This is a genomic window from Proteiniphilum sp. UBA5463 (assembly GCF_002427225.1).
Classification (GTDB): domain Bacteria; phylum Bacteroidota; class Bacteroidia; order Bacteroidales; family Dysgonomonadaceae; genus Proteiniphilum; species Proteiniphilum propionicum.
The window spans coordinates 1-21081 of record NZ_DIQL01000051.1 but is presented as its reverse complement, the minus strand read 5'-3'; the positions used below and the strand labels follow the sequence as shown (position 1 = coordinate 21081).

The following is a 21081-nucleotide window of genomic DNA, read 5'->3' as shown; positions in this document are numbered from 1 at the left end:
CCATCACGTCACATAACCATCACTGGAATTATCGACCTGTTAATTATTGCTGTAAAAATATCACCTTAAAGTTTTAGTAGTTACTGGTATTGAGCTGAACACATTTTATTGTGACTACTCTTATCACGGTTATTTTGAATGGTTCAGAGAGTAAAAGTCGCAATTGGTCGATAAAATAGTTCGGTTTATCTATTTGATTTGTCAAGGCATCCGGGTGTTATTATTTTTGTCTGCAAAATTGATTTCATCATATCAATAATTCAACAGAAAATAATATGAAGAAGATATGTTTTATAGCAACTTTTTTGTTACTATACTCTTTTATGTACCCACTGCAGGCGCAAACTAATAGTTCCATATCGGGTAAGCTTATTGATAAGGAAACCGAAGAGCCTGTACCTCTTGCCAATGTAAGGATACTTAGGCAGGCAGACAGCACCTTTGTAACAGGAAAAGCAACCGGCTCCAATGGCCTGTTTGCCATTCCGGTAAGATACGGATCATATATCCTGCATATCTCTTTCATTGGATATAACGATGTGTATAAGAATGTAAATGTAACTTCCGGCAATTCCTCGGTACAGCTTGGAAATATCTCAATAAGTACTGACAACATACTTTTATCGGAGACTGTGGTAACTGCAAAAGCGCCTGAAATAACTGTAAAGGGTGATACGTTGGAGTACAATGCGGATTCCTATAAAGTAACTGAAAGTGCGGTTGTTGAAGACTTGCTAAAAAAGATGCCGGGTGTGGAAGTGGATAATGATGGCAAGATAACAGTAAACGGGAAGGAGATAAAAAAAATATTGGTGGATGGAGAGGAGTTTTTCAGCAGCGACCCGAAAGTGGCATCTAAAAATCTTCCTGCAAAAATGGTTGAAAAGCTTCAGGTGCTTGAGAGAAAAACAGAAATGGCACAGATGACCGGATTCGATGATGGAGAGGAAGAGAATGTTATTAACCTGATGGTGCGCCCTGGCATGAAAGAGGGGCTTTTTGGAAATGCCTTTGCAGGCTACGGAAGCAAGGACCGGTATGAAGCTAATGGAATGCTTAACTATATGAAGAACAAGGACCAATTTACATTCTTAGGAGGTGTCAACAATACTAATAATGCAGGTTTTTCAGACCTTGCTTCGGCAATGTTCGGCAGTATGGGTGGCCGTGGAGGGAGAATGCGCATGTTCGGCGGCAGAGACGGAATATCAACCTCTGTAAATGCAGGAAGCAACTTCAGCAAGCAATTTACCTCAAAATTCAAGATCGGGGGAAATGCCCGTTACGGATATACCGATACCGATGTTCAGTCCGATGTATTTACACAGAACATTCTCAGCGCCGGAAATACACTGGAGAGCGAGAGTAACAGGTCGAACAACAAAAGCCGGAATTTCAATATGGACTTCAGGGTTGAATGGAACCCGGACTCATTCACTACCATAATTTTCCGTCCCGAAGCTTCATTTTATAACAATACCCGCGATGAAGAGGGCCATTTCCTTACCAAAGTTGAGCTGTCGGGCGATACTGTTAACCATGGTGATTCGAGGTACTTTTCAGAAGGAGACGGGAAGAACTACGGTGGAAATCTTGATATAAGTCGCAAACTTGGAAAAGCTGGCAGGGTAGTGAGTGCTCAACTGCGTGCAAACAGGGGTGAATCTGATAATAAGGGAACAAGCGTCTCTGCCACTTTTTACAAAGGGCCGCGTCCCGACGATCTCATAGATCAGCATTTTACAAATACCAGCGACAACACCTCCTGGAGCGGATATTTCTCATACGTGGAGCCTATAGGCAGAAATAACTTCCTTCAGCTTGCATACCGGTATCGACAGAACATATCTGAATCTGACAAAGACACCCGCTCAAAGGACGAAACAGGCAACTATACTGTACTGGATTCGTTGTACAGCAAAAGGCTGGAGAACAACTTCGTGAATCAGGACCTGGGATTGAACTTCAGGGCAATAAGAGAGAAATATGACTATATGTTAGGCTTTTCAGTGCAGCCGTCCAGCTCACGTAGTAAAACATTTATCGGAACAGATTTAATTCATGATGCCAGTCAAGAGGTTATAAACTATGCACCCATGGCTCAGTTTAACTATCGCTGGAGTCGAACCATGAATCTTCAGATACGCTATTTCGGAAATACCGACCAACCGTCGGTCTCGCAACTCTCTCCCGTGGTTGATGTCTCTGACCCGTTGAATATCCGCTATGGCAACCCCGACCTAAAGCCTTCTTTTCAACATCAACTTAGCTTGAGGTACAGGATGTCGAATCCCGAAAAGGCGAGCTCCATCGCAGCTTTTGTGAACGGTGGCTATCTTACCAACGATATCGTGTCTTCAACATTTACCGATATCAATACCGGCAGAAAGGAGACCACTTACAAGAACGTTGCCGGTAACTGGAATGTCAATGGCCGTGTTATGTTTAATGTGCCACTCAGGAATATAAAATTTTCAGTTTCTTCAATGTCTTTTGCAAGTTACAACCATACAAACGGATTTTCAAACAATGAGAAAAATCTGAATAAGCGCGTCAACCTGTCTGAGATGCTGGGATTGAATTATCGGTCTGATCTGTTCGATTTTGGTGTTCGGGGAAACATCAGCTACAATAGCGTGTCAAACACTATTAAAATACAGAACAATCAAAACTATTTCAACTATGGCGGAAATGCCAATACATCAATCTATCTGCCGTGGGACCTGACCATAGAGAGTGATATCAACTATTCAACAAACTCCGGATATGCAGATGGATTCCAGCAGAAAGAATGGTTATGGAATGCATCTGTTCAGAAGCAACTTTTTAAACAAAAGAACGGTACCATCCGTTTTAAGATATATGATATTCTGCAACAGCGCAGCAATATTAACAGAAGCGTAACATCGAACTATATACGTGATACTACTTCAAACACGCTCACAAGCTATTTCATGGTGCACTTTGTTTATAGGTTCAATATATTCAAAGGAGGCGCCACAAGGGAAGAGATGATACCTGAAAGAGGTAGCGGAAGATTTGGAGGCCATGGCCATGGTGAAAGAAGAGGCCCTAACATATTTTAATTTTTTTACAATATGGTACAGGTATTACAACAAAAACAGAAGGTAAGTTGGAACAATGTGTTTGTACATATCCTTCTGTGGGGTGTGATATTTATTCTTCCCTACTTTTTTACCGATCCCGAGCGGATTTTCAACTTTCGCATGTTTTTAAGGTCACTCCCCGAGATGCTGGGATTCATGCTGGTTTTTTACCTTAACTATTTTTTTCTTATCGATAAGCTGCTGTATAAAGGAAAAAACAAAGAGTTTATAATTTACAATCTATTACTCATTATTGCAGTATCTTTCCTGATGTATTATGGCCGAGGAGTGATAGATTCTTTACTCCCTGAATTTAGGCCAAGGAGGCACAGAAGAAGCAGTTTCAGGTATATTTTTATATTACGCAATTCCACCTCTCTTTTTTTCATGACCGGGCTTAGTGTTGCATTGAAGATGACTGTAAGATGGCTTGAGGTGGAAAACGAACGGAAAGAGCTGGCAAAAGCAAAATCTGAAGCCGAGCTTCAGAACCTTAAGAACCAGATCAACCCGCACTTTTTGCTAAACACACTCAACAATATTTATGCGCTCATAGAGTTTAATCCTCCAAAAGCGCAGCAAGCAGTTGTGGATCTGAGCAAGATGCTGCGACATCTGCTCTATGACAACAACCAGACCTATGTTCCGCTAAAGCAGGAGGCTGATTTCATGCGTAACTATATTGAGTTAATGCGTATACGGCTACCTGATAATGTGAAGCTTACAACCGAATTCTCTTATTCGGAAACTGGGAATACTCTTATTTCTCCACTAATTTTTATATCTTTGATAGAAAATGCATTCAAGCACGGTGTAAGTGGAGACAAACCGTCGTTTATTGAAATTTCGCTAAAAGAGCATCCTGACGGAAAAGTGGAGTTTATTTCCAGAAACAGTTATTTCCCAAAATCGGTTTCAGATAAAAGCGGCAGTGGAATAGGGTTGGAGCTGGTGAAGAAAAAACTTGAGCTGCTTTACCCTGACAGATATCAGTGGAATATAAAAATTCAGGGCGATGTTTATTCTACTGTACTTGCGATTGATACAAAAAAAGAGCCTGATGATATTGAATTGTTGGATAGTTGATGATGAGCCGCTGGCTTTGTCGCTTCTGGAATCGTACGTTCAGAGAACCCCTTTTCTGAATCTTACCGGCAAATACAGTAATGCACTTTCTGCAATGAAGCACATAGCAGTGGAGAAAGTTGATGTGCTTTTCCTTGATATCCAGATGCCCGATGTGAATGGTATTGAGCTTGCACGTATCATTGACAATCATACACGTATTATCTTTACCACCGCTTTCAGCGAATATGCTTTGGAGGGATATAAAGTAAATGCGATAGATTATCTGCTAAAACCTTTCTCTTTTTCAGAATTTCTCGCCGCAGCAAAAAAAGCTTTGAACTGGTTTGAAATGACAGAATCAAAATCAAATAGTGAGTCTGTACAAGAGAATGTGGGCATTTTTGTTAAATCTGAATATCGCCTCTTGCATGTGTTGTACGACGATATGCTGTATATTGAAGGGTTAAAAGATTATGTGAAGATTTACACGGAAAGCAGTTTAAAACCTATTTTGTCTCTGATGAGCCTAAAATCGCTGGAGGAAGAGCTTCCCTCCGAGCGTTTCATCCGTGTTCACAGGTCGTATATCATTCACTTAAACAAAATCTCAAGCGTTGATAAAAACCGTATTATAATAGGAAAAAAACAGATTCCGGTTGGAGAGACCTACCGCAAACAGTTTCTTTCTGCTATCAGAAAATAACAAAACCTTCTGCCATAATCCACTTATAATACACGAAAGAAGTTGTGCTTTTTTGATCGGATTACCGAAACTTTCATTCTCATACCTCTTTATGGACTGTCACCTTAGGCGTTTTGTTTGTGCAAAATGTTTTCATGCTCATTATCTCTATTGCCGTGATCTGTAATTACTGAGCCATTATTTTACTTTTATCCTCGTTCTCTTCATTCTCTTCATTCTCTTCATTCCCTTCTTCGTAGTAATTATATCGAAAAGGCAATACCTCTCTGGTATCTTTTTCGCGAAGATACTTGTCGTAAATATTTATTTCTTTCTCTTTTAGAATCTCTTTTTGCTTCTGTGATACAATTTTTAATTGGCGTAACCGGCGATAAACAAAATATAAAAATAGCGCCCTGACATTTTTCCGTCGCGATTTAAAAGATTTTTTCGGCAACTCTTTTAAAGTGTATTTATATGTTTTTTTTAGATAAAAACTATCTGAATAGTTATTTACAGACTGAATGGCTTCTTCTTTATCAATGTGGGAATATTGGGCGTAATTTACTGCAATAATAGTTGTGATATCACGTAATGGAGATAATCGCTCAAGGTTTTTGAAATACTCGTCGTTAAACGAATGTATATTCATTCTGTTTACATCAACAAGGCAAAACAAATAGTTGTGACTCTCTTCACTGTACTTCCATAAAATATTGCCGGGACTGTAATCTTTATGAATAATTCCCCGCAAATGAAGTTGTGAGGTATATTCAGCAAATGCTTTCAGTAGTGCATTATTTTGTAAAGTTCCGTCCAGATATGGCCTTATAGAGTTATAATCTTCTGCATAGATGCAAATGTAATAACTATCTTTCAATCTTCCCCAACGTCGCTCTTCTATATACGCAACAGGTGTTGGTGAGATGAAACCGCGATTAATAATTTCGGCGGAATTGTAATAAGAGCGTGCAGCTTTCGACTGCCGAAATGTGGAATAGATAAACTGGTTTATGAAATTTGGAACGGAAAATTTCTTCACCACGACTTTTTCTGAACCCAGACGCATCTTTTTTAATATATTGCGCCCTTTATAAATAATTTTTCCTTTTTTGTTAAAATTTTCTGATATCGTTTCAATATCTCTTCTCAAATGCTCATATTTAGGATTGATTAAAATATTGACATGATGTTTTTTCACAAAGCTTAATAGGATCATCTTTAAAAAAATTTGTAATAGAATATTTCTTTATTAAGAAATAAGATTAATTGATAAAAATCAGATCTTTTAGTCACATTTGCCGCAGGAAAGGGAAAGAGTATTGAAAAGTTTGTCTTGCAAGAGCATATGTGCAGTTTTAATTGCAATACCATCTTCTCTTATTCTATTTCCCGTCTCATCGTCAATTTCTGATACATATATCATATCAATAGATTCGTTTGATAAGAAAAGCAATGCATTTTTTACCGAATTTTCTTCAAAAAACAGGCTTTTGACACCATTTACCGATTCGCTTTCCTGATCAAAAATTGTCACATTGACATTACTCTCAGAGAGGCGGCATAATTTATTTCTTTTATAAAAAATGGCAATTTTCATAGGACTCATTTTTTTGCTGTACTCCCAGTTACAATCTGTTTGGGTAAAATAAAAAAAGCATGATTTATATTTACAATTGCTCGCTATTACTTCAAAGAATTACACGTAACTACTTGATTATTAACTGCAGAATTGTCTTTTAATTACATGGCCCATTTGCCTGATTATATAAGTGTTAATTAAATATAGTGAAAAATTTAATAGGTTGCAAAGTTAATAAAAATGCTGCAGTTTTTCTCATTTTCAACTTCTCTTTTCAGTACAGTAAATTTAAAACAGATTATAAAAATCGGGCTTTATACATATCCCCGCTCTTAACTGCAAGTCTTTCCTTTTGTAATCGAGCAAACTATCGCCCGTACCACTGTACAGTTCACCAAAAATATATTGATTGAATCTGTCTGAGATCTTATAACTGGCAGTAAGTTTGAGATTGATTGTCTTTACGCTCTTTATAAGACTGAATGTGCCTGAAAGCCACCATTTATTATTTGATGATTTTAAGTCGGCGTTGAAATAGCCAGTTCCTCTGTAATCGTACAAGTCGCTGTTTTCTTTACCGGTAAAAAAAGGAATTGTAATTTTGAAACCGACAGCAAGATTCGATGTTAAAAAATATTTTCCTGAGAAGCCAATCCAATTAGTACTTCTCGACTCAAGACTGTCACGGCCGTTGGATTCATGTTCTAAATGCAAAAAAGCTGCTCCAGTCAGCCGGTTATCAACAATAATATATCTTCCAAGCCCGATGCCCGGGTTATAGTTGCTGTCCCTGAATGGGGCAGAATCGCGGTAGATATCCCAAAACGATTTTTGAGTATAAGTAAGATATAGAAAAGTATCGAAAGGCAATCGGCTTGATGTAAGCCTGTGGCGGATACTGAGTTGAAATTTAGCATCGGCTGTTTCCCTGTTTATTCCTTTGTTGAGCGGGATGCCGGTAATAAAAAAGTTATCCTTATATATAGAAAAAGGGGGCAAACCATCCATGTACCGGATAATCTCACCTTCCGTCATAACCAATTCTTGTCTCTCTTGTTCTATTTTCGATTTTAAATAATCAACAATATTCATGAGCGGCCTTTTTGTTGAATCGGAAAGAGCTGCTTCAGGCTGTGACATTATTTCAGGAATTAACAAAAACATCATCAGCGCAACACTAAATAAAAAATTATGTTTCATTGTAGGGCAATTTTATTATTTAAATGGTACGTAATTTCATAAAATTAGGGTATGGCTGAGCCGGTTGGCTAATGTTTATCCTCTTTTTTTATAGCTGACTACTGCCCAACCATTCAATACTACTGCAATTACTCCCAATTTAAGCAGATTCCCCGATACATCAGCCAACGTGCTCCCGTTCAGATAGAGCATGCGAAAGGTAGTTGTAAGGTAGGTAAACGGGTTGACGTATGCAATCAACCGGGCCCATTCGGGCATGCTTGATATGGGGGTAAACATACCGCCAAGCAGGATAAGGATAAGAATAAAGAACATCACCAGAAAGCTTGCCTGCTGCATATTTGAGGAATAGTTTGAGATGATGATTCCCAGCCCTGATATGGAGATGATAAAGACAACAGCTGAGAAAAGTACAGCTAAAACACTTCCTGTGGGCCAGAGCCCATACAGCAGGTATGATGCTGAGACTGAAATTATCATGACAACAAGGCCTACAATCCAGAAAGGAATAAGTTTAGCCAGAATAAACACTATTCTGTTTACCGGGGTCACATTGATCTGGTTAATGGTACCGTTCTCTTTTTCCAACACAATGTTCAGTGCGGGTAAAATGCCACAGATAAGTGTGAGGAGTAACACCATAAAACCTGGAATCATAAAGAATTTATAGTCCAGAGCAGGATTAAACTTGAACTGGGGAACAATATCTACTTTTGGCATTCGCATTATTGAGGCTCTGGATTGCGGAGGCATTGTATGCATAAGTTCACCTAACAGTTCCGATGAGAAATCGTTCACAATCTGCATAATATAATTGCTACCCAACAGGCCCTGGGTGCCGTTTACCGAGTTGACTGCCATGCCTACTCCTGATGCTTTGTTTTTTACCAGATCCATATCGAACGAAGTGGGTATTTCCAGGATCATATCTGTTTCGTCATGTTCCATATTCAACATTGCTGTCTGGTAATTGGGCGGAGTGTCGTTAAGGATAAAGTATCGAGAAGATGCAATTTTGTCGGTCAGTCTTTTAGAATATACATTCTTGCTATGATCTACAACATCAATTTTAATATTTTTTATTTCGAAACTTACTGCCCACGGGAACACCAGCAACACCATAACCGGATACATAACAATCATTTTTGGAATCATAGGATTCCTGAACATCTGTTTAAACTCTTTTTCTATTAGGAATTTTATTGTTTTCATAATTTTCAACCATTCAGTAATAATGTTCCAGTTCCGATTTGCACGGATTAAACTGTTGATAATTTGTTGATAATTTGTTGATGATGCACTGGCAACATGTTAATAATCTGTTGATAATCTGTAATTGGTTAAACCTTTACTCCAGCCTTTTTTTAGTATTTATGATTGTAACCACTAACAGGAACAATATCATTCCAATTAATATAAGTATCTCTTTCCAGACCATCATTAATCCCTGTCCCTGAATCATCACTTTACGTACTGCTTCAATAAACCATCGTGCAGGTACAATAGTAGATAAAGCCTGCAGCACCATCGGCATATTGTCGATAGGGAATATCATCCCTGAAAGCATCAGTACTGGAACCATTGCTGTTATAGCCGAGACAATAACTGCGTTTACCTGTTTATCCACCAGCGTTGAAACGGTCAGTCCATAAGACAGGGTCAGTGCAATGTAGATGATCGCAATCAGAAAGAACAGCAAAAGATTGCCATTAACAGGCACATCTAAAACAAAATAGCTCAGAAGAAGAATAATTATAAAATCAATAAAGGATATAACCATATATGGAATTGTTTTGGCAAAGATCATAGTCCCTTGTTTCAGGGGCGATGCAAGCAACACCTCCATTGTTCCTCTCTCCTTCTCCCGAACGATGGAAACTGAAGTCATTATGGTACATATGATCATCAGCACTAATCCCATTATACCAGGTACAAACATATACGATGACTTCATGAGTGGGTTATAGATCATCCTGTTTTCGGTCAAAATCTGAAACGGCATCTGCATCAGCCCCGTTTGCTCCCTTTGATATCCGGCTATAATTGCAGTTGCATAGGTAACAGCTATAGATCCCCTGTTTGGATCGGAGCTGTTTGAAAGCAACTGCACAGCTGCATCACCTGAGTGCACCAGGTCCTCCTGAAAATTTTGCTGAAATACCACTGCCAGATCTAGTTTTCCTTTACGCATCAACTCCCCCATCTCCTCCATGGAGTACACTTTCCCAAGATAATTGAAATAGGCATTCTGCTGGATACGTTCAGCAATGCCATTAGTGAATGTGTCGGGGGTGGGGTCGTAAACCGCCACACGAATGTCTTGTACTTCCATATTGATAGCAAATCCGAATAACAGTATCTCCACTACCGGCATGCCAAGTATTACGAGAAGTGTTCTGTTATCACGGAAAATATGATAAAACTCTTTGCGTACAAATGCAATAAATTGTTTCATTTTTTGATGTTTTAAATATCAATTTGCAGCCGTTGCGATAGGTACGGGCATTGTCGGCTTAATCGCCCCGTTTTGCTTTTCGTGCCAGCTGCCTGAATACTTCATCCATTGAGCCGGCGTTAAAATGGCCACGTAATTTTGCCGGTGTATCCAGGGCATCGATGCGGCCGTCTACCATTATTGAGACCCGGTTGCAATACTCTGCTTCATCCATGTAGTGCGTGGTTACAAATACCGTGATTCCCTGGTCGGCTGCTTCATAGATCATCTCCCAGAACTGTCGCCGCATAGCCGGATCGACTCCACCTGTCGGTTCGTCCAGAAAGACAATTTTCGGTTTATGAAAAATGGCGACAGAAAATGCCAGCTTCTGCTTCCAGCCAAGGGGTAGATATTTCACCAGCGTGTTACGTTCATCTTTAAAATCGAGCCTTTTAAGCAACTCATCGGTCTTTGTTGATATCACCTTGTCGGTAAGGCCGTAAATGCCACCGAAAAGGCGGATATTTTCCCATACTTTTAGATCTTCATAAAGAGAAAACTTCTGGCTCATATACCCGATATTCCGTTTTATCAGTTCATTCTCTTTAATGATATCGTATCCCGCTACAGTCCCTTCTCCCGCTGTCGGCATGCTGATACCGCAAAGCATCTGCATTGCAGTGGTTTTCCCTGCTCCGTTTGCACCGAGAAACCCGAAAATTTCTCCCTCCTCAACATCAAATGATATATGGTCCACTGCCGTGAAATTGCCGAACTTTTTCGTTAGGTTCGATATTTTAATTACTTTTTTCATATTCAAATGGTTAATGCCATAAAACAATCTTCCACGGTAGGCTGGATAGGATCAATTCTTACGTCGCTGAATTCTTTTTTTGTTAGGTATTCTTTAAGCTCTCCGGTTTTTAGCCCGCCTTCAACTGTGACGTGAATCTTGTCTCCAAAAGCGAAGCTGCTTTTTATCTTGGAATGAGAACGGAGCTCACTGAGTAATGCTGACATCCCAGTTCCTTCCACCGACCATAATGTCTCGGCGTAATCATCGATAATTCCTTGTGGGGTGTTGTTCGCGATAAACTCCCCTTCACGCATCAGGGCTATTCTGTCGCATCTACCGGCTTCATCCATATATGCAGTTGAAACCAGGATGGTTATGCCCTGCTCTTTCAGTCGTTTCAGCATATCCCAGAACTCCTTTCTCGAAACCGGGTCTACCCCTGTAGTGGGTTCATCAAGGATAAGGATTTCCGGCTTATGAATTAGGGCACAGCTTAATGCAAGCTTCTGCTTCATACCTCCCGAAAGCGCTCCTGCTCTCCGGTTTTTAAAGGGTTCTATCTGCTGATAAATATCTTTGATCAGATGGTAATTTTCCTCTATGGTGGTGTTGAAAAGGGTGGCAAAAAATGTCAGATTTTCTTCCACGCTCAGATCCTGATAGAGAGAGAACCGACCAGGCATATAGCCGATTATCTGCCTGATTTCCCTGTAATCTTTTATTACATCATGTCCGTTCATCAAAGCTATTCCACTGTCGGGTAGCAAGAGTGAGGCAAGAATGCGAAAGAGCGATGATTTACCGGCGCCATCCGGGCCAATTACTCCGAATATTTCCCCATCTTTGACAGAGAAAGTGACTCCATTCAGTGCGTTCACCTTACCTTTGGTGTAACTCTTATGTAAATCTTTTACTTCGATCATTTTGTTGTTTTTAACAGGACGTACAGGTCCATATTATTTTTCTTTCAGAGTAAGAGCATTCTTTTTACAAATGTGTAGTGGAGTTTTTTCTTCTCTTTTTTTAGAATTTGACTTCGCCGTACATGCCTATTTTCAGATAACCATCATTTGGAACAGCAATTTTTAAGGCATATACAAGGTTAGCCCTTTCGTTTTTAGTCTGTATTGTCTTGGGTGTAAACTCTGATTTGTTTGATATCCAGATGATTGCACCCGTGTATGATTTCATATTTCCTTTACCGTTGTCTACCCTTACTGTTACCTCGTCATTAAGTTTAATCAGTGCAAGCTGGTCATTTGTCACATAAGCCCTCAGGAACAGCGTGCCTGTATCTGCAATTTTGAAGAGGGGAGTACCCATGGTAGCAAGTTCACCAGCCTCGACATACCTGTTAAGTACAGTGCCTGAGATAGGTGAAGTGATACGGGTTTTCTCCAGTTGGTCTTCAAGTTGTGCAATCTGAATATCTAGAGTGGAGCTTTGTGCAGAAATATTGGCACTGTTTTTTTGCAATGTGGATGTCAGTGCTGATAGCTGACTCTGCACAACTTCTAATTGAGATTCAATGTCGTCAAGCTGTTTTTGATTGGCAGCATTTGCGGCAACCAATCTTTCTACCCGCGCTTTTTCCCGTTTCAATGTTTTTATCTGATCCTGTAAAGCTGCTGTCTGTGCTTCAATATCTGGATGCTGGGCACGTACCCCTTTTACACTTGAAAGGAGGCTCATCTTTTGAAGGTAGAGCTGGGTGCTATCTATCAGGCCTACTATCTGTCCCATTTGCAATTGTTCTCCTTCGTTTACGTTTAATTCCAGAATACATCCGCTTGCCTGAGACGAGACAATAATTTCTGTAGCTTCGAACGATCCGGTAGCGTCATATTCACCGCTGCCTTTGCTGCATGAAAATAGGAGGAGGGTTAATAATGCAGATAACAAGTAAAAATTTGGTTTCATATGATTATATTTATTTGTTTACTTTTTTTATAGTTTTACTTTTAGTTCTGATTAGTTGAATGTTTCAGTGAATAAACCGACATTAGATATTGAATTTCGTGAAGCGTTTTGGATTGCCTGGCAGCCTCTTCAGCATTTATCTCTCTCATAAGGTCCGAAACGGTAAGTGTGCCATTTTCCACCTTCACCTCTGCTGCCTTGCGAATAAATGTTTGGTGGCGAATGATTTCATCATCATCCTGCATTGTCTTTTTATATTTTTCTATCTCTATCTGCTGTTGCGGTATCTGCATAAACAAATTTTGCATAAAGACCTCTCTTTGAGTATTCACTGCCTTTTTTTGTAAATCAATAATTTTTTTATCGTTATTTAATGTATACAAATTTCCAAAGTTCCATATCAGGCGGATTCCACCCAAAAAGTAAGGTGAAAATTCGTTATCGAACATATTCAATCCCGGCTTTCCGTAGCCACCCTGTGCAAAGGCTCCCAACTTCGGCATATTCTTAGCCTTTAATAGCAATTTTTGCGACTCAATAGCTTCCTCCTGCGCGTTGAACATCTTTAATTCTGGACGGTTGATGATAGGAGATATTAAATCGGTTTCGGGGTTTGGTTTTACAAAAGTCATATCTTTATCAAGTGGCTCTCCCGTCATCACCGATAACATCCGGATATATGCATCAAGTGTGGATTCAAGGCTGATTTTCTGCTGTCCCGCTTTCAGCTGTTCCACCTTAACCGTGCTGAGGTCGGAAACGTTTGCCACACCATTTTGCACATAGGCCTGTACGTTATCGTAATTGCGTTGCAGTTCTTTTTCCAGGATTTCATGTTGCTGCAGATTTCCCTTCATTAGTAGTATACCGAAATAGAGATTGTTTACACGCTCTCTCAAAGCGTAAATTTCAGTATCCAGTTTTTTAATCTCTAGTTCAGAGTTAGCTGTCAGGCTCTTCTTCTGAGCGGTAATGTTGCCTCCATCCCAGATAGTCTGGTTCAGTTCAGCCACTAATCGGTATTGATCCTGATCTGGTACAGGAATTTCAATGGAAGGAAATTCAATCGGAAGATCCAGGTCGATTTTTGTAACGTCTGACTGCCAGGCTGCCTGTGAGCTTATAGAACCCTGCGGGAGATACCCCCTGTTTGCATTATCTATGCTGAAATCCCTAGTTTTTTCAATAATGTTGTATCTTGCAATTGCAGGGTAGTTTGTTTTAGCTTTTACCTGCATTTCATCAAGTGTGATGACCTGTCCCGATGCCAGTATAATGTTTAGCCAGATCAATCCTAAGAATAACAGAAATGTTTTTGGTCTCATATTTTCATCTCTTTATTATATTTATTATACTATTGTCAGATGTAATCTTTGATCATGTTGGTTTTATCTCTTTATTTGGTTATGCTTGTTATCCATCGTAAGATTTTATCTTTTCTTTCGGTCACAAACTCTTTAAATTTTTCATCCTTTACCAATCCCGAAGAAATTATCAACGGCTTAGCAACGAACGGAAACATAGTAAGGCTAAGCGTGTTAATTATCAGATCAGTTGCTGATATTTCAACACCTTTCTCTTTCAACTGCTTTTCAATAACCGGTTGAGCAATCTGCCGTGTATTTTGTGTTATTTCCACAAATAGTTCCTTGTTTACCGACAATTCATTAAGTATAAAAATTGGGAGTTCCTCATTTTCAAGCAACAGATTGGTATATCCTTCAGTGATAGACATTATTTTATCTTCAAGAGAAATATTATCATCAGATAAAATTGGCCCCATTGCACCAAGTAACATCTTTAGCTTTTCTCTTACCACATGTTTAAAAAGCTTCTCTTTGCTACCAAAGTAATAATTAAGAAGTGCCAGATTGGCACCTGCCTCTTCAGCAATATCTCTTGTTCTTGTGGCAGCATACCCCTTTTGTGTGAATATTTTATCGGCTGCCCTGATAATTTTCTGTTCTGTTGTATTAGTCTCCATTCTTCATTAATTTTTCTTGATCATGAGAAATTTATATCTTGTCTTTTGGTTAAACAAATGTTTTAATCAAATGTTTAATCATTAGATATATTTCATATGCTTTTTTATTATTATTATGATTTAAAGTAAAATCAGTCACATTATTCTTAATAAATTGAAATTTAGTCTGCTGATTTAAAGATAATCTGCTGTTTTAGGGACAGTCTGCTCATTTAAGGATAGTCTGCTGTTTTAGGGACAGTCTGCCATTTTAGAGACAGTCTGCTGTTTTTTCCAAAGTACTTCCCCTCCCTACCTGAAAATATACATTTGTTTTAACAAAAAACATTCATATATCATATCTTCAAGCTATAATTGCATTTAATGGTTACATGCAAAAGTTGTAAATAAAATATTCCAGGTTAATGTCATCAATACTTTGGTAATCTTTTAAAATAGTTATCATAATTCCCTGAAAATCAAGAAAGCATGGCTCTTTTGAAAATTAGGCATAACATATTGGCTATCATCATTAAAGATGAAGGTCTAACGAAGCATTATCTCATCATAGATAACAATATTGTCCAATTCGCAGTAACTGATACAATTACACAATCTTCGGTTGATGTATTTATAAATAATACCCGAGACTCAGGAAGGGGTGGAATTTACGTGAAAGGCCTGAATATCCGAACTCAACTCTAAGGGGGCCCACAATTGAAAGATAGGAGTAACCAAGGTTGACCCCAAAATATGATTTACCATCAAAAAGGTTGTAAACATGATTATTATGTACAGTATAGTTTACATTTGCATAGAGATAGTTATTCGGTTTGAAATTATAGTGCCCCATTATATCAGCAGAGAACACCATATTGTCTAAAATCTCCATTCCTGATGATCCCTGAAGTGAAATTTGATGTGGTAAATAATGATCATCGAATCTGCCGCCGACAAAGTTACGGTACATTAGGGGAACGCTGTCGTTCATTATGTACCGTGATGTAACACGGGGTGTAATATAGATACCATCAGCTAAATAAACAGGTTTGTAAAAATTCATCTCCAAAATGCTTAAAGGCGAATCATTATCAAGCTTCAGGAAGTTATCAGTGTTAACTGAATAACGAAACGAAAAGTACTGTCCCGATGAAGGGAAATAAGTGGTATTGAGATTATCATAAACTCCATCGAGCTGATAGTTTATATATAGCTTGTCTTTTATTCTTGTATAATTTTCATCTACAATACGCCCTAAGACATTGAAAAGGTGAAAATGCTCAAGCCGGGAACCAAGATGCAGCCTGAAATTGCCAAAATATAATTCAGAAAAATTTAGATCCAGGGAATTTCGGTTGACCGACATCTTATATTCAAGCTTGCCTCTTTCATATATACTCAGATCGTTTTTACTGATCCTGTAGTTGGCGCCAGCCTTATAGAAGATGCCACTGTTTATTGAATAGTCTGCCATAAGATAGGGATCGCGGCTAAGTCGTGCTGTAATATCAATCATTGAATTCAGCGATGTGCTTAAGCGAATTGTTGTATTGGCAAAAACAGCCGCCATATCATTGGTGTCGAAGTATGCACCCATATTGAGGGTATTTGATTCTTTAGCTTCGACAAAAAAAACAAGATCGAAAGGCTGATCCCCGTCGAGACGATAATAAACACGTGAAAAGAGCCCGCTGGCATATATCCGTGAGGTCATGCCATCTAAATCTTTCCGAGTTACTCTATTCTCTTTGACAGAGATCCAGCGTAATATCTGCTTTTCCTCTACAGGTGAAACACCTTCAATGCGTATATTATCGATTATAAGTGTATCGATATGGATATAGGGATTTTTATTCTCCCTTTCAATTTTACTACTATCCTCCAATCCAAGTGACTCTTTTAAGGCAATCAGCTCATCCCATTTCTCCATAGCTGCCTGTTCACCGCGAGAGATAATTGAGTCGATGGCAGGTCTTTGAAAATCCATGGACCCATATGGGTGGATACGTGGTAAAATCATAAGATCGGTATCTTTTATGTTCTTCTGGAGTTTTTGCTGCCCGATAAAATTAAAGATGTTTTCTGTAACCTCTGTAATACTGCCACGGCTGTGTACTGATTTCTCATCTGACGGCATAATTACACCAATTATAATATCGGCTCCCATACTCCTTGCTACATCAACCGGGAAATTATTGATCACACCTCCGTCAATCAATACCATGCTGTCCCTCTCTACCGGTGTAAAAACGCCCGGAATAGCCATACTTGCGCGCATGGCCTCGGGCAGAATTCCTTCCCTGAAAACAAACTCCTCACCAGTAAGCAAATCAGCTGCAACACAACCGAAAGGGATTGGAAGAGAGTCGAAATCCATTTCATCCTGATAGCCGATAGTCATATTCAGAAAAAGGCTGTATAGATTTTGCCCTGTAAAAACACCCTGTGGAAGGCTCACCTTGCTGCTTCTTTCTTTAAGTTTTAGCCTGTAGGGTAGGGATACGATATATTTTTTTTGATGATTCCTCTGAGATGCAGACAGGTTCTCACGGTAAATATTGTCGCGCATAAGATAGCTCCAATCCTGAATCTGGATAAGTGAATCAATCATATTTGCACTGTAGCCTGCTGCGTATAGTCCTCCCACTACAGCCCCCATACTGGTACCGGCAATATAGTCGATGGGAATACCGGCATTCTCCAACACCTTTAATGCGCCCACATGTGAAAATCCTTTTGCCGATCCGCCACTTAGCACCACTCCCACCTTTTTGCGTTGCTGCTCCTGTTTGCGTTGCTGCTCCTGTCCCATAGCGGCAAAAGCAAAACAACCGATGATCATCAATATTGTAGTCAGTTTTTTCATCTCCTGTTATATAGAATTTAAGTAACGGCAAATATATAAGGCCAGAATGATCAAAATCCCGATGCAATTATCCGAAAATCCGAAATAGTGTAACATCAGTAAAAATGCCTGCTATTACTTATAAAATAAAAATGCAAAATTAACACAAAATATCAGCATTTAAAAGTATAATTAAGGTTTAGTAGCGATTTAAACGGTCAGTAGTTTTTTTAAAAAAACCTTATGTCATTAGGGTGGTTCCGTTTTTCAGATATTTTAATACGGACTCAGAATATTATAATTCTACGGTAATTATGTCGTTAATGTCGGTGGTATAATGTTTAGAGAGGAGCTCCTGCCGCATCTTGTGCTTTCGTGTGTCCTGGGTGGCAAGTCGAACCACCTCTTTGTGGTATTTCCGGTTTAATCCGTCGATTGCCTCCATCAGTTTTTTGTGCCTAAGATCGGAGTTGAAAAAGAGGGATGGCTGGAACTCATTGGCATCAACAAAATCCATCAACTGTACCCCCCCGCGCTTGAAATAGATGTTCTGCTTGTATATCTGTTTCAATCCAATGTTGGCAAACTTCACCAACTCCAGCGTGGAGTTGGTAGGGAAAGGCAGTCTTATCAGTATTGATGGGAAATATTGCGTTTCAGTTTCCTTGAACCGGTTTGTTTCAAGGAAAATTACCATTCTGTTGCAGAGAGATCGCTGTTCTCTTAACTTTTCGGCACTCATCGATGTGAAAGTGGTTATACGCTCTCTCACCTCATCAAAGGAGCGGAGATCCGTTTCGAAGGTACGGGTGGTGCCGATGCTCTTTTTCTTCTCCACAGGTATCATTTCGAGCGTGGGTATTCCCTTTAAATCCTTTTGAAGATGCAATCCGGTGATCGTCATGTTTTTGAGCACCCATGATTCGGGCAGCAGGACAAAATCGAACGCTCTTTCAGCACCGATGGCATAAAGTTTTTTTGCGTTTCTTCTCCCCACGCCCCAAATGTCCTCCACTTTCAACCATCTGAGGGCTTTTATCCTTTTCTCTTCGGTATCGATCACATAGCTGCCACCAGTCTCCTTTGGGAATTTTTTCGCAATACGGTTTGCCACCTTAGCAAGTGCCTTTGTCGGCGCTATGCCAATACTTATGGGAATGCCCGTGCCCTTTTCTACCCGCATTTTCATCTGCAGGCCATATTGTTGCAGGTCTGTATCGATCCCGCCGAGGTTCAGGAAACATTCATCGATGGAATAGACCTCCTGTTCGGGGGTGAAACCGGACAACAGCCTCATCACTCTGCGGCTCATGTCTCCGTAGAGTGGAAAGTTCGCCGAGAACACCTTCACATCATTTCGCCTGAACACCGATTCATACTCAAAGGCCGGTGCACCCATCGGGATTCCAATGCTTTTAGCTTCGTTGGAGCGAGCAATAACACATCCGTCGTTGTTTGAAAGAACAACAACAGGCTTGCCGTTCAGCGTGGGATTAAACACCCTCTCGCACGAAGCATAAAAGTTATTGCAGTCTACCAGCGCGTACATCAATGTTTGCGTATTGAATATTTTACAATTCCCCAGATGATTACACCTTGTTCGTAATTAACCTCGATAAGGGGAAAATCCTGGTTAGAGGGGACCAGGAAGCATTTCCCGTCCTTTAGTTTTATCCGTTTCAATGTGAATTCTCCATTGATAAAACAAAGAGCAATTTTGTTTTCTTCCCACTCCAGGCTTTTGTCTATGATAAGCAGATCCCCGTCGTTGAAATCGTTGCTCATGGAACTACCGGCCACCCTGGCAAAAAAAGTTGTCTCCTTATGGTCTATCAGCAACTCGTCAAGGCTGATATAATCGTGGAAAAAATCATCCGCCGGCGAAGGAAATCCGGCCTGAACATTTCCTATGTAAGGATATTTTTGTTCAGAGCTTTTATGATGGATCAGCTCAATTTTCTGGGTGTTCAGTTCCTTTTGCATGGAACAAATGTAAGGTTTTTTTATTATATGGGAATGATAATTTTAATGCTATTTTTTATTTTTATACTGTCTCGTGCCGCCATTCAAAAAAGTTTTATCGGACAACAGTGATTTGGAATAAGCACTCATTTTCTTTAAAAACATTCTAAGTTAAATTTAGAAGTGCAACTTTCCCGGTAAGTTTTATATAGGTTTTTTAAACAAAACCATAAAAAAGCGATATCTATATTCTCATACGGACATCGCAAGTAATTAATAACTTTAAAAATTTTTATAAAGAAAAAAATTATCGGCATTTCTGCCTCGCACTTTTCGGTATGAACAAAAAGTGTATGCAATAGTAATACATAATTATTTATATTCCAAATAATTCTCGTTAAAGGTAGAATTGAGATAGAATCTTAACAAATGAAACAGGGTTGGTTATCTTCATAACGGATGATGGCATGGGCTTTGATGCCACCATTCTTCTTTCAATATAAGTACCTCCCAAAAAAGCTAATCCACGTCCAACTTCACCGCTTAGCATTTGTCCCAATCCGGGCACAAAGTAAGAGGAAAATCCCATCACAATAGGGTTGTGTTTGTCTCCCGGTTGTGGTACGTACATCTTATAATCGTATTTCTGCTTTTTCAACTTGTAGTTTTGTGCTTGCACATTAGAAGAAAAGCAGCCAATGCTTCTACTACACCTCAATTTTGGTGTTTAGTTTCATCCTGCTGCGCGTATTTGTTTTCGGTTCGTACAAAATCCCCACCGATTCCATGGAGCCTACAATCATTCCCGGCGATTACGTATGGGTAAACAAACTGGCTTATGGCGCCCGGTAGTTCGATCTGTTCGATGCCGTGGAAGGGAAAGAGGTGTATTGGAATTCCCAGCAATACACTCCAAATAATCAACGGATTTTACGTGGTAAATTCCGATACAAGCAAAAATTATGGAAATGTAACCGCCGAACGGGCACTAAGCAGAAAAACAAAAAAACAGTTGCCCGATGGTGTATTTCACACATTCCCTTGGGATAGCACACTCAATTGGAATATAAAAGATTTTGGACCGCTGTACATCCCCCGAAAAGGAGATAAAATAGTGTTGGAGAGAACAAACAGCCTTTTATATAAAAAAATAATAGAGTGGGAGAAAGGTTATCCGCTTACCCTCAGCAAAGATACATTGTGGGACAATGCTACTCCACTTCCATCGTATATTTTCTCGCACAATTATTATTTTATGGGAGGCGACAAAGTAGAAAACTCGCAGGATTCCCGTTATTGGGGCTTACTCCCCGATGATCTGATTGTGGGTAAGGCCGCCTTTATTTGGAAATCAAAAGAGCCTTATTCCGTTAAAATCCGATGGAATAGGGTATTCAAAAAGATAGAATAATCCCCAAGAACAGAATTTTAACAACATCTCAACGCTTTTTCTTAGGAGCATAAGTTGTCATTCTTTTAACTGCTAGACACGTTCTTTGTGACCTATAGAACAAACAGC

Annotated in this window: 18 protein-coding genes and 1 pseudogene; 5 read left to right on the top strand and 14 right to left on the bottom strand. The window is 39.5% G+C overall.

From position 1 onward, the window contains the following. The first annotated feature begins 275 nt into the window (after positions 1–275). From B3B27_RS08340 to B3B27_RS08330, 3 genes are read left to right on the top strand one after another with little or no spacing between them, the layout of a single operon-like run. Positions 276–3086 (top strand): TonB-dependent receptor, encoded by a 2811-nt coding sequence (locus tag B3B27_RS08340; RefSeq protein ID WP_238866472.1) that lies wholly within the window; start codon positions 276–278, stop codon positions 3084–3086. Between the two features lie 12 nt (positions 3087–3098). Then, positions 3099–4193, top strand: coding sequence for a sensor histidine kinase (locus B3B27_RS08335; protein ID WP_238866474.1), 1095 nt, complete (start codon positions 3099–3101; stop codon positions 4191–4193). Next, positions 4168–4878 carry a LytR/AlgR family response regulator transcription factor gene (locus B3B27_RS08330; RefSeq protein ID WP_238866476.1) on the top strand — a complete coding sequence of 237 codons (711 nt, stop codon included), beginning with the start codon at positions 4168–4170 and terminating at the stop codon, positions 4876–4878. Before B3B27_RS08335 ends, B3B27_RS08330 begins: the two co-directional genes overlap by 26 nt. 166 nt (positions 4879–5044) lie before the next feature. On the opposite strand, the gene B3B27_RS08325 is transcribed toward B3B27_RS08330, so the two are convergent. The 14 genes and pseudogenes from B3B27_RS08325 to B3B27_RS08260 form a co-directional block, all read right to left on the bottom strand. Further along, positions 5045–6076: a lipopolysaccharide kinase InaA family protein gene (locus B3B27_RS08325; RefSeq protein WP_238866477.1), complete on the bottom strand. Its 1032-nt coding sequence runs from the start codon at positions 6074–6076 to the stop codon at positions 5045–5047. Between the two features lie 69 nt (positions 6077–6145). Continuing rightward, entirely contained in the window at positions 6146–6457 is a 312-nt protein-coding gene (locus B3B27_RS08320; RefSeq protein ID WP_238866478.1) for a hypothetical protein, read from the bottom strand. Positions 6458–6727: 270 nt separating this feature from the next. Beyond that, a complete protein-coding gene (locus B3B27_RS08315) occupies positions 6728–7639 on the bottom strand; it encodes a phospholipase A (protein ID WP_286847275.1) in 912 nt (303 codons plus the stop codon). Between the two features lie 75 nt (positions 7640–7714). Next, positions 7715–8851, bottom strand: coding sequence for an ABC transporter permease (locus tag B3B27_RS08310; RefSeq protein WP_286847273.1), 1137 nt, complete (start codon positions 8849–8851; stop codon positions 7715–7717). Between the two features lie 136 nt (positions 8852–8987). Further along, entirely contained in the window at positions 8988–10094 is a 1107-nt protein-coding gene (locus tag B3B27_RS08305; RefSeq protein WP_238866481.1) for an ABC transporter permease, read from the bottom strand. A 58-nt stretch (positions 10095–10152) separates the two neighbouring features. Then, positions 10153–10869: pseudogene (locus B3B27_RS08300) on the bottom strand (ABC transporter ATP-binding protein); the annotation flags it as partial. 23 nt (positions 10870–10892) lie between these two features. Then, on the bottom strand, positions 10893–11795 hold the full coding sequence (locus B3B27_RS08295) for an ABC transporter ATP-binding protein (protein ID WP_238866484.1): 903 nt from the start codon (positions 11793–11795) through the stop codon (positions 10893–10895). 100 nt (positions 11796–11895) lie between these two features. Beyond that, positions 11896–12792: an HlyD family secretion protein gene (locus B3B27_RS08290; RefSeq protein ID WP_238866486.1), complete on the bottom strand. Its 897-nt coding sequence runs from the start codon at positions 12790–12792 to the stop codon at positions 11896–11898. 41 nt (positions 12793–12833) lie between these two features. Then, entirely contained in the window at positions 12834–14117 is a 1284-nt protein-coding gene (locus B3B27_RS08285) for a TolC family protein (RefSeq protein ID WP_238866488.1), read from the bottom strand. A gap of 71 nt (positions 14118–14188) precedes the next feature. Beyond that, complete coding sequence (locus B3B27_RS08280) at positions 14189–14776, bottom strand: TetR/AcrR family transcriptional regulator (RefSeq protein WP_238866489.1); 588 nt, start codon at positions 14774–14776, stop codon at positions 14189–14191. Positions 14777–15386: 610 nt separating this feature from the next. Next, positions 15387–17621 carry a patatin-like phospholipase family protein gene (locus tag B3B27_RS08275; RefSeq protein ID WP_238866492.1) on the bottom strand — a complete coding sequence of 745 codons (2235 nt, stop codon included), beginning with the start codon at positions 17619–17621 and terminating at the stop codon, positions 15387–15389. Positions 17622–17895: 274 nt separating this feature from the next. Then, positions 17896–19149 (bottom strand): Y-family DNA polymerase, encoded by a 1254-nt coding sequence (locus B3B27_RS08270; RefSeq protein ID WP_238866494.1) that lies wholly within the window; start codon positions 19147–19149, stop codon positions 17896–17898. Beyond that, entirely contained in the window at positions 19149–19583 is a 435-nt protein-coding gene (locus B3B27_RS08265; RefSeq protein WP_238866496.1) for a LexA family protein, read from the bottom strand. The genes B3B27_RS08270 and B3B27_RS08265 overlap by 1 nt, the downstream gene beginning before the upstream one ends. A gap of 376 nt (positions 19584–19959) precedes the next feature. Then, on the bottom strand, positions 19960–20220 hold the full coding sequence (locus B3B27_RS08260) for a hypothetical protein (RefSeq protein ID WP_238866498.1): 261 nt from the start codon (positions 20218–20220) through the stop codon (positions 19960–19962). A 65-nt stretch (positions 20221–20285) separates the two neighbouring features. Between B3B27_RS08260 and B3B27_RS08255 the strand changes: the two genes are divergently transcribed. Together B3B27_RS08255 and B3B27_RS08250 are read left to right on the top strand one after the other, a co-directional pair. Further along, positions 20286–20414, top strand: coding sequence for a S26 family signal peptidase (locus B3B27_RS08255; RefSeq protein ID WP_256448707.1), 129 nt, complete (start codon positions 20286–20288; stop codon positions 20412–20414). Next, entirely contained in the window at positions 20401–20973 is a 573-nt protein-coding gene (locus tag B3B27_RS08250; RefSeq protein ID WP_256448708.1) for a S26 family signal peptidase, read from the top strand. The genes B3B27_RS08255 and B3B27_RS08250 overlap by 14 nt, the downstream gene beginning before the upstream one ends. The last annotated feature ends 108 nt before the right edge of the window (positions 20974–21081 follow it).

Excerpts from the sequence above, each read along its gene's own strand:
- B3B27_RS08340 (WP_238866472.1), top strand. The coding sequence starts at position 276 with ATGAAGAAGATATGTTTTATAGCAACTTTTTTGTTACTATACTCTTTT.
- B3B27_RS08335 (WP_238866474.1), top strand. The coding sequence starts at position 3,099 with ATGGTACAGGTATTACAACAAAAACAGAAGGTAAGTTGGAACAATGTG.
- B3B27_RS08330 (WP_238866476.1), top strand. The coding sequence starts at position 4,168 with ATGATATTGAATTGTTGGATAGTTGATGATGAGCCGCTGGCTTTGTCG.
- B3B27_RS08325 (WP_238866477.1), bottom strand. The coding sequence starts at position 6,076 with ATGATCCTATTAAGCTTTGTGAAAAAACATCATGTCAATATTTTAATC.
- B3B27_RS08320 (WP_238866478.1), bottom strand. The coding sequence starts at position 6,457 with ATGAAAATTGCCATTTTTTATAAAAGAAATAAATTATGCCGCCTCTCT.
- B3B27_RS08315 (WP_286847275.1), bottom strand. The coding sequence starts at position 7,639 with ATGAAACATAATTTTTTATTTAGTGTTGCGCTGATGATGTTTTTGTTA.
- B3B27_RS08310 (WP_286847273.1), bottom strand. The coding sequence starts at position 8,851 with ATGAAAACAATAAAATTCCTAATAGAAAAAGAGTTTAAACAGATGTTC.
- B3B27_RS08305 (WP_238866481.1), bottom strand. The coding sequence starts at position 10,094 with ATGAAACAATTTATTGCATTTGTACGCAAAGAGTTTTATCATATTTTC.
- B3B27_RS08295 (WP_238866484.1), bottom strand. The coding sequence starts at position 11,795 with ATGATCGAAGTAAAAGATTTACATAAGAGTTACACCAAAGGTAAGGTG.
- B3B27_RS08290 (WP_238866486.1), bottom strand. The coding sequence starts at position 12,792 with ATGAAACCAAATTTTTACTTGTTATCTGCATTATTAACCCTCCTCCTA.
- B3B27_RS08285 (WP_238866488.1), bottom strand. The coding sequence starts at position 14,117 with ATGAGACCAAAAACATTTCTGTTATTCTTAGGATTGATCTGGCTAAAC.
- B3B27_RS08280 (WP_238866489.1), bottom strand. The coding sequence starts at position 14,776 with ATGGAGACTAATACAACAGAACAGAAAATTATCAGGGCAGCCGATAAA.
- B3B27_RS08275 (WP_238866492.1), bottom strand. The coding sequence starts at position 17,621 with ATGAAAAAACTGACTACAATATTGATGATCATCGGTTGTTTTGCTTTT.
- B3B27_RS08270 (WP_238866494.1), bottom strand. The coding sequence starts at position 19,149 with ATGTACGCGCTGGTAGACTGCAATAACTTTTATGCTTCGTGCGAGAGG.
- B3B27_RS08265 (WP_238866496.1), bottom strand. The coding sequence starts at position 19,583 with ATGCAAAAGGAACTGAACACCCAGAAAATTGAGCTGATCCATCATAAA.
- B3B27_RS08250 (WP_256448708.1), top strand. The coding sequence starts at position 20,401 with ATGGCGCCCGGTAGTTCGATCTGTTCGATGCCGTGGAAGGGAAAGAGG.